Origin of the sequence: Pontixanthobacter aquaemixtae, assembly GCF_009827395.1 — a bacterium.
GTDB lineage: Bacteria > Pseudomonadota > Alphaproteobacteria > Sphingomonadales > Sphingomonadaceae > Pontixanthobacter > Pontixanthobacter aquaemixtae.
This window is the reverse complement of sequence record NZ_WTYX01000002.1, coordinates 291003-302903: the sequence shown is the minus strand read 5'-3', so window position 1 is coordinate 302903 and position 11901 is coordinate 291003. Positions and strand designations below refer to the sequence as shown.

The following is an 11901-nucleotide window of genomic DNA, read 5'->3' as shown; positions in this document are numbered from 1 at the left end:
TCGATGAAATTCATTTCCAGCCTAACGATTTGTCTAGCCATGGTCGCTGGCGCTCCGCTTTCGGCGCAGAGCTTCGATCCCGTAGCCGCTGTTGATGCTGAGGAAGAGCGCACCGGGAGGGTGGCCAAGCAAATCTGGGATTGGGCGGAACTGGGTTATCTGGAACTCAAATCCAGCGGCTTGCTCAAGGCCGAGCTTGAGAGCGAAGGATTCTCGATCCGTCAAAATGCGGCCGACATACCCACAGCCTTTGTCGCCGAATGGGGCGAAGGCGGACCGGTGATCGCATTGCTTGCCGAATTTGACGCTTTGCCGGGTATCAACCAGTCGGCATCATCCAGCCGCGATCCGATCGATGGCAAACATGCCGCGCATGCCTGCGGGCACAATTTGTTCGGCGCTGGGTCACTGACCGCCGCGATTGTTATCAAGCAATGGCTGGAGCAAACCGGCACGCCGGGGCGGGTCCGGCTGTACGGCACGCCAGCAGAAGAAGGCGGCTCGGGCAAAGTCTATATGGTCAGAGCGGGCCTGTTCGATGATGTCGATTTCACCATTGACTGGCACCCCGGCGATCGCAACTCCGCCGCCGCGCGAACCAGCCTTGCCAATCGTTCGGCCAAATTCCGCTTTCGCGGCGTCTCGGCGCATGCTGCTGGCGCGCCAGAGCGCGGCCGGTCAGCACTCGACGGGGTCGAGGCCATGAACATGATGGTCAATATGATGCGCGAACATACCAGCATGGATACGCGCATCCACTATGTGATCACCGAAGGCGGTTCTGCGCCCAACGTGATCCCCGATTTCGCAGAAGTCTTCTACTATATTCGCCATTCCGACACGGACGAAGTGCTGGAGCTTTGGGATCGGCTGGAAGACACCGCCAAGGGTGCTGCGATGGGCACCGGCACCAAAGTCGAATGGGAAATCATCCACGGCAACAATCCCAAACTGGTCAACGAGACGCTGCAGAAGGCGATGGATGCCAAGCTGCACCAGCTGGGCGGCTTCACCTATACCGAAGAAGAATCCGCTTGGGCTGAGGAGATCTCGGCGACGCTGGGCGATGCGGCGCGGCCACTGGACGAAGTGGAAGAAATCGCACCCTACGAAGTCACTTTGGGTTACGGCTCAACCGATGTCGGTGATGTTTCCTGGGCGACACCAACTGTCAGCGTGAGCACAGCCACTTGGGTTCCGGGAACCAGTGCACATAGCTGGCAGTCGGCGGCCGCCAGCGGACATTCGACCGGCGCCAAGGGCACGCAGCTGGCCGCAAAGGCGATGTCGCTGATGGCGGTGGAGCTTTATACCAATCCCGCTCTACGCGAATCTGCACGCGCTGAATTCGATAAATCGCGCGGACCCGATTATGTCTACCAATCGCTTCTGGGCGACCGTGACCCACCGCTTGATTATCGAAAATAGGCCGGCGGGTTTGGCTGATACTGGCGGATTATCCGTAAGGATATTGCGCCATACAGTTGGAAATCTCGTTCCACATCGCCGGATCGTCGATCTTCACGCTATGGGTGTCTTTGCCCAAAACTTTGACGCGAATTTCAGTGCCCAGCGGCAGCATGTTGTAATAATTTGACTGCATATAGGGGCCGAAAATGTAGCGCTGGCCGTGGCTCGCACCTTCACCGGCCGGGCCCGCAATGAGCTTGTCATCGACGAACAATGCGGTGCCGGGATAGTTCTCGAAAGTTACGCCCTCGGCCATGATGGTATTGTAATCATCATCAAAAGCGGAACCGGCGCGGTGGCGCGCCATTTGCACCTCATATTCATCCGCGCCCTCTTCTGATTCCGCGTCCAGCTCTGGCAATCCATCCCAGGTAAACCGCAATGCGCCATCGAAGAAATTGGTGAGGCCCAATTGCAGAACCGCGCCGTCATCGAATGTATGGGTCGCAATGCAAGAATTGCCCTTTGCTTCGAAGTTCCAATCTCCGAATGTCAGAGTCTTGGTCGGGGGTTCGGGAAATTCATCGAGCCCCGATTGGTTTTTCTTCGCGGCGTAGCCGGCAAAGAGTTCGGGGTCGGTATCTTCTATATCAAGCGTTGCGCCATTGAAGGTTTCCGAATGGATTGTCGCGACAATCTCGCAAACGCGCGATTGCTCTGCCAGATAGGCGGCTGGATCGGCTTGTTTGGCAAGAGTCGCGCTAAGCGCCGCCTCTTCGGAGGCCAGCTTGGCCATTGGATCGAGGTCCTCAGGAGAAATAGTGCGCAGCAATTGCTGCCATGTCAGCGACATAGCCATGTGGCGGCGCGACCATTCGGCATCGCTGTCTTTCTTGAGCAGCGAGAATTCTTTCTGCAGCAGGGCACATGTGCTCACAGTTTCGGGTGTCAGTTCATACAAATATGAACTGTCGTCGCGCGGATAGCCCGCGCCGCTATCGGCGTGCGATGCGGCCGGCACGCTGCACATGGCGACACTTCCCAGCAAACAAAGATATACGCTTCTCACCCTACTCGATCCCCAAAATTTCCCGTTTCAACTTTCTCCGGAAAATGCATCGAGCATCGGCCGGATTGGCGACACATCATAGCCCGCATCGGCTGCGGCCTGACTGATTTCGGCCGGATCCTGCCCTTGGCTCGCTTGCGCAAGCGACCACAGGAATGTCGACCGTGTACCCGACCGGCAATAGGCGAGTATTGTCCCGTCAGCTTGCACGAACGCGTCAGCCATCGCGGCAATTTGTTCTTTGCCAAATCCGGCCTGGCCGATCGGTATCGCCAGATAGTCTAGGCCGGCTGCGCGTGCGGCCTGCTCGATCAGCGCGCCTTCGGGCTGGTCAGGGGCTTCGCCATCGGGACGATTGTTGATGATCAATGTGACGCCCATCTTCTTCGCCGCGTCAATGTCGTCAGTGCTTATCTGCGGGCTCGCCAATACCGAGCTGCTCAAGCGGCGAAAATCACTCATCATCCAGTCTCCAATAGCATGCAATTGTGCGGCGCAATGTAGAGCATGGCATCCAATGCGCTATGCGAAAATGTCACATTTGAACGGTAGAAAGCGCGATAAAGTGAAAATAGTCGCGCTGTAGAGCGTTCTGCGCTATGATTATTGCTTGCGAGTCTGTGCAGAATTGTCTGACAGTCTTTTTTGTTGAGTGAGCCTGCTGTCCGCATCACCAACAGAATACAAATTTGGACGGCGAATACGAAGGTACGTTTTAGATTATGGGTTATGATAAAGGGCGCCGTGGCCGGGGCCGTGACAAGCGCGATAACATCGGTGAAGATTTCGATCCTTTCGGCGGTGGCGGCAATTTTGGCGGCGGCGACGGCTTTGGCGGTGGCGGTGATCGCTTCGGAGGCGGCGGCGACCGTTTCGGCGGTGGTAATCGCGGCGGCGGCGGCGGTGGTGGCGGCTTCCGTGGTGGCGGCGGAGGCGGTGGCTTTCGTGGTGGCGGCGATCGTATGCCCGCACAGGTCGTCGGGACCGGCAAAGGCGTGGTGAAGTTCTTCAATAGCCAGAAGGGCTTTGGCTTCATCCAGCAAGAAGGCGGTGGCGAAGATGTGTTCGTGCATATCTCTGCGGTAGAGCGCGCAGGCCTGCAGGGTCTCGCCGAAGGTCAGGGCCTGGAATATAACCTTGTCGATCGCGGCGGGAAAACCTCTGCCCAGGATTTGCAAGTCGTTGGCGATGTGATTGCCGTTGAAAGCGGCGGTGATCGCGGCGGGCCTCCGCAGCGCGAACTAACCGGCGAAAAAGCAACCGGCACAGTCAAATTCTTCAATTCCATGAAGGGCTTTGGCTTCCTCGTGCGCGATGATGGTCAACCCGATGCATTCGTGCATATCAGCGCGGTCGAACGTTCGGGCCTGACGGCGATCAACGAGGGTGAGCGTTACCAGTTCGACCTCGAAGTGGACCGACGAGGAAAACATTCGGCGGTCAATCTGGTCGCGGCTGAGTAAGCTCGCGCTTTTTTGACCCCCACTTGTGGCGAAAGGCAGTTGCCAACCGCTTATTGAGGGCGGCGATTGACCAATATAGTTACAAGTGAATAGAAATTCTGGATGGCGGCTCCTATGGGGTCGCCATTCGTTTTTGGCACTCTCTTACTGTATTCAATCGTAGGAATTTTTCATGGCTATCACTCCGCTCATGCCCGTCTATCCCCGCTGCGGTGTTCGCCCTGTGCGAGGAGAGCATTGTCATCTGATTGACGAAGATGGCACGCGCTATCTCGACTTCGCGAGCGGTATTGCGGTGAACCTGCTTGGCCATTCGCATGAAGGGCTGATCGGGGCGATCCAGAAGCAGGCCGAGACATTGATGCATGTCTCCAATCTCTATGGCAGTCCGCAGGGTGAAAAGCTGGCGCAAATGCTGGTCGACAACACTTTTGCCGATACGGTGTTTTTCACCAATTCGGGCGCGGAAGCGGTCGAGACCGCGATCAAGACCGCTCGCGCTTATCACCAATCAGCTGGCAACGACCACAAGCATGAGCTGATTACCTTCACCAATGCCTTTCATGGTCGGACGATGGCGACGATCAGCGCTTCGAACCAAACCAAAATGCATCACGGCTTCCAGCCGCTGCTCGAAGGATTCAAATATTGCGAGTTTGACGATCTGGAGATGGCTGAATCGTTGATCGGTCCCAACACCGCCGGTTTCCTGGTGGAGCCGATTCAGGGTGAAGGCGGCATCCGCCCGGCGTCCGATGCGTTTATCAAAGGGCTGCGCGCGCTTGCCGACGAGCATGATCTCATGCTCGCGCTCGACGAAGTGCAGTGCGGTGTGGCGCGTACGGGCAAGCTTTACGCTTACGAGCATTACGGAATCACGCCCGACATCGTCGCTACGGCAAAGGGTATTGGCGGCGGATTCCCGCTGGGCGCTTGCCTTGCGACAGAGAAAGCTGCGCGCGGGATGACATTCGGCACGCATGGCTCGACCTATGGCGGCAACCCGCTTGCGATGGCAGCAGGCACCGCCGTGATGGAAGCGGTGGCCAACGAGGCGTTTCTCGCCAATGTGCGCGAGACTGGCGAACGGATCCGTACGCGGTTGGAACAATTCATCGGCAACTACCCCGATCTGTTTGAACTGGTTCGCGGAAAAGGCTTGATGCTGGGCATAAAGATGAAGGTCGAAAGCCGCCCGTTTTTTGTCCATTTGCGCGACAATCACCAATTGCTGATGGTCGCGGCAGGCGACAACACCTTGCGGTTGCTGCCGCCCCTTGTCATCGGCGATGCCGAAATCGAAGAATTCTTCGAGAAACTTTCGGCGGGCGCTGCTGATTACAAAATCCCCGAGGCTAGCTGATGGAACTTAGGCACTTTCTCGATCTGTCCGATGCAGGTGCAGATGCCATTGCGGCAATGATGAATGATGCGCATGAGCGAAAAGCCGCCCGCGCATCTTGGCCCAAGGGCAAACCCGACGCGGATAAGCCGCTCGATGGGTATGTGCTGGCGATGATTTTTGAAAAAAACTCGACCCGCACGCGGGTGAGCTTCGACATTGCGATGCGCCAGCTGGGCGGCAGCGCGATCATTCTCGACTCAGGAACGAGCCAGCTCGGGCGCGGCGAATCGATTGCTGACACCGCCCGCGTGCTGAGCCGGATGGCCGATGCGATCATGATCCGAACAGACGATCACGCAAAAATCGAGGAAATGGCGCAGCATGCATCGGTTCCGGTGATCAATGGCCTGACCGATCGGTCGCACCCGTGCCAGATCGTCGCCGATTTGCTGACAATTTTGGAGCAAAAGAAACCGCTCCCGGGGCTTGAAGTGGCCTGGTTCGGAGACGGGAATAACGTGCTGCACTCAATTCTGGAGGCAGCCGGATTACTCAAATTCAACGTGCGCGTAGCAACCCCTGCCGGTTTCGAGCCTGATGCAGAATTCGTCGAAATGGCCCGCGCTGGGGGTTCCGTGGTCACGCTAACGCAAGACGCGGAACAGGCGGCTGAAGGTGCTGATGTCGTGATTACCGACACCTGGGTGTCGATGGGTCAGGAAAATGTCGAAAACAAGCTTGGCGCGATGGCGCCTTTTCAGGTCAATGAAGCGCTGATGGCGCGGGCGAAACCCGATGCGCGTTTTCTGCATTGCCTCCCCGCGCATGTCGGTGACGAAGTCAATGAAGCAGTGTTCGAAGGCCCGCAGTCCAGCGTTTTCGACGAGGCAGAGAATCGAATCCACGCGCAAAAATCGATTCTGCTGTGGGCTCTGGGCAAGCTCTGAAATGATTCGGGGTGGCTTTCTGCCGCTATGACCCCATATTCGGGTCATGACCGAACCATCCGAGATTTTTGGCGATCAACTGCTGGGCTTTACTCTCCCGGGTCGCAACGCGCGCGGGCGCGCGGTGCGTCTGGACAAGGTGCTCGACACGATTCTGTCGGCGCATGACTATCCGCCAGCGATCACCCATTTGCTGGCCGAAGCGCTGGTCCTATCGGCGTTAATCGGCGGCCTTCTCAAGGAAGAAGGCGCGCAGATGACAATGCAAGCGCAGACCGAAGACGGAGTCGTGCGCCTTCTCGCTTGCGATTTCAAAGAGGGCGAGCTTCGCGGATATGTCGATTTTGACGCGGCGCGGCTGGCGGAACTTGGTGCCAATCCGTCGCTCTTTGCGCTTTTCGGCAAAGGCTATCTTGCGATCACGTTCGACCGGCCGGGTAAGGGGGGGCGCTATCAAGGCATCGTACCGCTGGAAGGGGATACGCTATCGGCTGCATGCGAAGCCTATTTCATCCAGTCGGAACAGATCCCGACGCTGATCAAAATCGCGGTGCATTCCGCCGGTAATAGCTGCGTCGCCGCAGGGCTGCTGGTCCAGCATCTGCCCGACGGCGAAGAGGGTCGCGAGCGCTTGCATGCCCGGCTCGATCATCCCGAGTGGGAGCATGTATCGGTGCTCGCGGGCAGCACGCGCTATGAAGAATTGGTCGACAGCGCGCTATCGCTTGATCAACTTATCTGGCGGCTGTTCCATGAAGAGGACGAAATCCGGGTGCAGCCGGGTGCGGACCTGCGGCGCGGCTGCCGCTGCTCGATCGAGCACTATCAGGAACTGATCGGCCGGTTCTCAGCAAGCGAGCGCGAGGAAATGAAAGACGAACACGGGATCATTCAGGTCGATTGTGCGTTTTGTTCCAAAGTGTTCCCGATTGCGGCGTAGGAGCGGCCGAACGAATATTGCTTCTGGGCAAGGCACAATTTGTGATATGCGAGAGACTATGACACGCAGGACAATCAAACAGGCAATGGCAACACCGCCAATTCGCGGTCTGGCTGCTGTGTTTGCAGCTCTGTCTGCATGCGTTTGTGTTGCGATTCCCGCCACTGCACAGGCCCCTACTCTTGCGATGCTGGATGGTCTGCAGAAGGGGCAGTGGGAAATCCGCAACCGGGCCAAAGGGGAATCGCGCAAGATTTGCGTTCGGACCGGACGCGAGCTGTTACAGCTTCGTCATGCAGGATCGTCTTGCAAACGTTTCATTGTCGAAGACAGCCCCGACGAGGTTACCGTGCAATATACTTGCAGTGGCAACGGCTATGGCCGGACCAGTATCCGGCGCGAGACATCATCGCTGGTGCAGATTGAAGGGCAAGGGACAACCAACGAAAGCCCGTTTCAATTCACTGCGGAAGCGCGCAGGATCGGTAGCTGCACCGGTTAGTTTGCTTTTGATCGTTGTACGGGATTGCGAGTGGCAGTGATTGCGACTAGCCCGTCGGCAATGAGCGACAATTCTTCACCCCAAAAATCTGCGGTTGTGCTGCTCTCGGGCGGGCTTGATTCGATGGTCTCAGCCGCGTTGGCGCGTGAGCAGGGCTTTGCGTTATATGCTCTCACAATCGACTATGGGCAGCGCCACCGGATTGAATTGGAATCTGCTAAACAGATTGCACAAATGCTCGGCTGCAAGCGACACGTCATCCTGCCTTTGGATCTGCGCGCCTTTGGGGGCTCTGCGCTAACTGATGACATCGAAGTACCAAAGAGCGGCGTCGGAGATGATATTCCGGTGACCTATGTGCCCGCGCGCAATTTGGTGTTTCTCTCACTTACTCTCGCTTGGGCCGAAACAACCGGGTCACACGATGTTTTTATCGGAGTGAATGCTCTGGATTATTCGGGCTATCCCGACTGCCGTCCCGAATTTATCGCCAGCTTTGCCGAGACGGCGCGATTGGGAACCAAATCCGGTGTTGAGGATGGGCCGTTTCGGATCAACACCCCGCTCGAGAATATGACCAAAGCTGATATCGCCCGCGAGGCGGCCCGGTTAAAGCTTGATACAGGGCTGAGCTGGTCATGCTATGACCCGACAGAAAATCGCGAAGCTTGTGGGGTTTGCGACAGCTGCCGATTGAGGCAGAAGGGATTTGCCGAAGCAGGCATTGAGGATGGGACAATTTATGCAAAATGACGATGGTGCCGCGACTGCGAGCGTGGCTGGCGGCGAACAGAAAGTTCCAAGCTACAGCTGGTATGCGCTTTCTGTGCTTGTCATTATCTATGTGCTGAATTTTATCGACCGGCAGATCCTGTCAATTCTGGCAAATGACATCAAAGCCGATTTGGGCGTCGGGGATGACTATCTCGGTTTCCTGTACGGAACAGCCTTTGCGGTATTCTATTCGCTATTCGGCATTCCGCTGGGCAAGCTGGCGGATAGCTGGAAACGAGTTCGCTTGATGGCGCTCGGCCTGACCTTGTGGTCGGCAATGACTGCGCTTTCGGGCTTCGCAAAGAATGCAACCACTCTTACCGTGGCACGTATCGGCGTGGGTGTCGGTGAAGCGACTGCCAGCCCATCCGCCTACTCGCTTATTGCAGACTGGTTTCCCGCGCGGCTTCGCGCAACGGCTTTGGCGATCTATTCTTCCGGCCTCTATATCGGTGGCGGTATCTCGCTGTGGATCGGTGCACTGGTCGTCGAGAATTGGAACGAAGCCTATCCTGATGGCGGCCCACTAGGCCTGGCGGGTTGGCAAGCGGCATTCCTGGCGGTCGGCCTGCCGGGCTTGATTCTTGCGATATGGGTGCTGACTTTGCGCGAGCCGGTGCGCGGGGCGATTGATGGACTGCCGACGCCCGAGGATCCGCAGCCCTTCAAGGGATTTGCCCAAGAGCTGTTGCAAGTTATTCCGCCATTCACCTTTGTTGGTGCCGCGCTGCGCGGACCGGCTGCCTTTGCAATCAATGTCGCTGCGGCGCTTGGTTTCGCCGGACTTGCATTTCTTCTGTCGCGGCTGGTCCCCAGCCAGGCGTCAATTTTTGACGCGTTTTCAGACCAATGGCTGTTCCTCGGCGTGGGCTATTATGCCGTGTTCAGTTGGGCAATGTCGCTCCGCTCTCGGGATTTGCCCACTTTCAAATTGACCTGGGGCTCACCGGCATTCCTGCTGGTCATTCTTGGCTACGGCATGGTTGCCTTCATGGCTTACTCTGCGTCCTATTGGGGCGCACCTTATGCCGAACGTGCATTGGGCGCAGACAAGAGTGATCTGGGCTGGTTCCTTGGTATGCCGTCGGCACTGGCGGGGTTTGCGGGGGTCATACTGGGTGGACGCATGGCGGATTACCTGCTTGAGCGACGCGAAGATGGACGGATTTGGGTGGTGCTGTTCGGTTTGGTTGCGGCACCGCTACCGCTCTACATCGCCTTCACCACCGATCAGCTGGTGATCTTCTATGTCGCCAGCTTTTTCGCACAAATGTTCGGGGCATCGGCGCTCGGCGCAGCAGCTGCCAGCAGCCAGGCCTTGGTCCTTCCGCGTATGCGCGGCATGGCAACGGCGACATTCTTCTTGGCGACAACCTTGATCGGGTTGGGGATCGGACCGTTCATGGCAGGCTATGTCTCCGCGACCAATGGAGACAATTTGTCTGCTGGGATGATCAGCACCTTGATCGCACTCCCGATCGGGCTCGTGCTCCTGCTCGCGGCGCTAAAGCTGGTTCCGGCGGCGGCCAGAACGGTTAAGGAGCGGGCGGTGGCTGCGGGTGAAGTCCTGCCAGCCGATGCCGGCTAACGGGCTCGCCTAGTCGCCGCCCGTAAGGACGGCACAGGCGATCCGGGCCCCGGCATTGCCCGAAGGATCGGTTTTGTAATCGTCAGGGTCGGCGTGGATCACCACGGCGGTACCATCTGCGTCAAAAATCCAGTCGGAGATCTGTTGTTCGCTTCCTTGCAGGGCGAACTCCTGCGGTCCGTCTTTGTCCGTTGTGATCACCAGATTGGGGAGATCGCCGACATGCGCACCGTCGGCTGATTCGGTCCCATGGCTTTTCATCAGCGGATTGAGATGGCCACCGGCTGATGCGAAGTCAGGGGCTTCACAAGAGCCCGTTTCGTGCAAATGGAAGCCGTGGGTGCCTTCCGGCAGGTTCTGTGCCGCGACGAGGAGCTTGATGGCTTGGCCATCTGATACGATCTTCACGGCGCCTGCTTCGCTGCCGTCACCAAGCGCAAGATCGCCATAGGCGATACGGTTCGGTGTCTGCACTGCCTGATCGTCAGAGTCTCCCGCGCCCGGAGCATTCTCTCCTTGGCCAGAGCATGCGGTGAGTGCGGTAGCTAGGCTAGCGGCAAGAGCGAATTTGGTGAGCTTCATAAATACCTCCGATTGGATTTATAGAAGCCATAACAAAAAAGGGGCCGGATTGCTCCAGCCCCTTTTTAATTTTGTTTTCGCGTTGGCGAAATTACATGCCCGCGTTTGGACCGTAATTCACTTCAACACGACGGTTTTGCAGTTCGCGAACACCGTCAGCGGTTGGAACACGAAGCTGGTTCTCACCAAACGCTTCGCTGGAGATCCGGTCGCTTGGGATACCGCGGCCAGCAAGGTAGCTGGTTACTTCGGCGTTACGACGTTTGGCGAGGCCATCGTTGTAGCGCTGTGAACCCGAAGTATCGGTGTGACCTGCGAGCATAACCGAAGCCATACCGCAATTTGCATAAGCCGAAACAGCGTTGTTCAGGATGGTTGCAGCTTCAGGCGTAATGTCTGACTGATCCCATTCGAAGAACACGATGTATGGACCTTTGTTGCACGGTGGTGGTGCAGGAGGTGTCACAACCGGTGGAGGTGTCACAACCGGTGGTGGAGGTGTTTGAACCACTGGTGGTGGTGGTGGAAGATCTGGCTCGCCGCCGAAGTTGTATGTCAGCGTACCTAGGATCGAGTGCGAACGGAACTTGCCGTCCAGGTTACGACCGATTTGGTCAACCAAATCCACGTTCTCGGCTGTAAACATGCGGTAACGCAGGCCAACATCCCAGCTGTCGCTCAATGGAGCGCGAACGCCAGCAAGCAGTTGCCAAGCCAGACCTGTATCCGAATCGTCAACAACTTGAGGGTAACGACGGTCGATCGAAGCTTGCGCATCAGTGCGAGCTACGCCGATACCGGCGCCAGCGAAACCTTGAAGGCCATCGTCTGGACCGAAGTCAAAAAGACCGTTCAGCATGAAGCTCAGCACGTTAACGTCACCAGCGGCATCAAAAGTGCCTGGGCCGGTTTGGTTTGGTGCAACATCGCGTGGAAGGCCAACGGTTGCGCTGATCGCGTCAACATCGCCTTCGCGATAGCTAGCTTCAGCTTCGAGGCGGAACGCACCGAAGTCATAACCAACTACGCCACCGAAGTCGTAACCTTCTTGGGTATCGGCAGTAATTTCACCGGTCCCATTGTCTACATCGAATTCGACGTCTTCAATGAGCATCGGGCCGCCACCGAGCTCGACATACCATTGACCGTCGCGGGCGAGTGCAGGCGAAGCAAGGGCTGTTGAAGCCATCGCCATGCCTATGACGAGTTTCCGCATTATGTAATTCCCCTTATATTAGCGAAATAGAGCCACCGAGTAGCGGTTCATCTAACTTTTCCCGC

At 57.3% G+C, this 11901-nt stretch carries 12 protein-coding genes; 8 read left to right on the top strand and 4 right to left on the bottom strand.

The genetic code is table 11. The features are described from left to right. Positions 1-3 precede the first annotated feature (3 nt). The gene (locus GRI41_RS10420) at positions 4-1428 is read left to right on the top strand and encodes an amidohydrolase (RefSeq protein WP_160604948.1); all 1425 of its coding nucleotides are present in this window, start codon (positions 4-6) and stop codon (positions 1426-1428) included. A 28-nt stretch (positions 1429-1456) separates the two neighbouring features. Here GRI41_RS10420 and GRI41_RS10415 read toward each other — a convergent pair whose 3' ends face one another. Together GRI41_RS10415 and GRI41_RS10410 are read right to left on the bottom strand one after the other, a co-directional pair. Beyond that, on the bottom strand, positions 1457-2440 hold the full coding sequence (locus GRI41_RS10415) for a hypothetical protein (RefSeq protein WP_160604947.1): 984 nt from the start codon (positions 2438-2440) through the stop codon (positions 1457-1459). Positions 2441-2506: 66 nt separating this feature from the next. Then, positions 2507-2944 (bottom strand): TIGR01244 family sulfur transferase, encoded by a 438-nt coding sequence (locus GRI41_RS10410; protein ID WP_328600549.1) that lies wholly within the window; start codon positions 2942-2944, stop codon positions 2507-2509. A gap of 257 nt (positions 2945-3201) precedes the next feature. Between GRI41_RS10410 and GRI41_RS14470 the strand changes: the two genes are divergently transcribed. From GRI41_RS14470 to GRI41_RS10375, 7 genes are all read left to right on the top strand, one after another. Then, complete coding sequence (locus GRI41_RS14470; RefSeq protein WP_160604946.1) at positions 3202-3942, top strand: cold-shock protein; 741 nt, start codon at positions 3202-3204, stop codon at positions 3940-3942. 172 nt (positions 3943-4114) lie between these two features. Further along, on the top strand, positions 4115-5305 hold the full coding sequence (locus tag GRI41_RS10400; RefSeq protein ID WP_160604945.1) for an aspartate aminotransferase family protein: 1191 nt from the start codon (positions 4115-4117) through the stop codon (positions 5303-5305). Further along, the gene (gene argF, locus GRI41_RS10395) at positions 5305-6234 is read left to right on the top strand and encodes an ornithine carbamoyltransferase (protein ID WP_160604944.1); all 930 of its coding nucleotides are present in this window, start codon (positions 5305-5307) and stop codon (positions 6232-6234) included. Before GRI41_RS10400 ends, argF begins: the two co-directional genes overlap by 1 nt. Before the next feature lie 46 nt (positions 6235-6280). Continuing rightward, the gene (gene hslO / locus GRI41_RS10390) at positions 6281-7174 is read left to right on the top strand and encodes an Hsp33 family molecular chaperone HslO (RefSeq protein ID WP_160604943.1); all 894 of its coding nucleotides are present in this window, start codon (positions 6281-6283) and stop codon (positions 7172-7174) included. A 58-nt stretch (positions 7175-7232) separates the two neighbouring features. Next, positions 7233-7676 (top strand): DUF3617 domain-containing protein, encoded by a 444-nt coding sequence (locus GRI41_RS10385; protein ID WP_235901197.1) that lies wholly within the window; start codon positions 7233-7235, stop codon positions 7674-7676. A gap of 60 nt (positions 7677-7736) precedes the next feature. After that, the gene (gene queC, locus GRI41_RS10380) at positions 7737-8429 is read left to right on the top strand and encodes a 7-cyano-7-deazaguanine synthase QueC (protein ID WP_160604942.1); all 693 of its coding nucleotides are present in this window, start codon (positions 7737-7739) and stop codon (positions 8427-8429) included. Beyond that, a complete protein-coding gene (locus GRI41_RS10375) occupies positions 8419-10038 on the top strand; it encodes a spinster family MFS transporter (protein WP_160604941.1) in 1620 nt (539 codons plus the stop codon). Before queC ends, GRI41_RS10375 begins: the two co-directional genes overlap by 11 nt. Before the next feature lie 9 nt (positions 10039-10047). On the opposite strand, the gene GRI41_RS10370 is transcribed toward GRI41_RS10375, so the two are convergent. Further along, positions 10048-10620, bottom strand: coding sequence for a superoxide dismutase family protein (locus GRI41_RS10370; RefSeq protein ID WP_160604940.1), 573 nt, complete (start codon positions 10618-10620; stop codon positions 10048-10050). Between the two features lie 91 nt (positions 10621-10711). Further along, on the bottom strand, positions 10712-11836 hold the full coding sequence (locus GRI41_RS10365) for an OmpA family protein (protein WP_160604939.1): 1125 nt from the start codon (positions 11834-11836) through the stop codon (positions 10712-10714). Between the last annotated feature and the right edge of the window lie 65 nt (positions 11837-11901).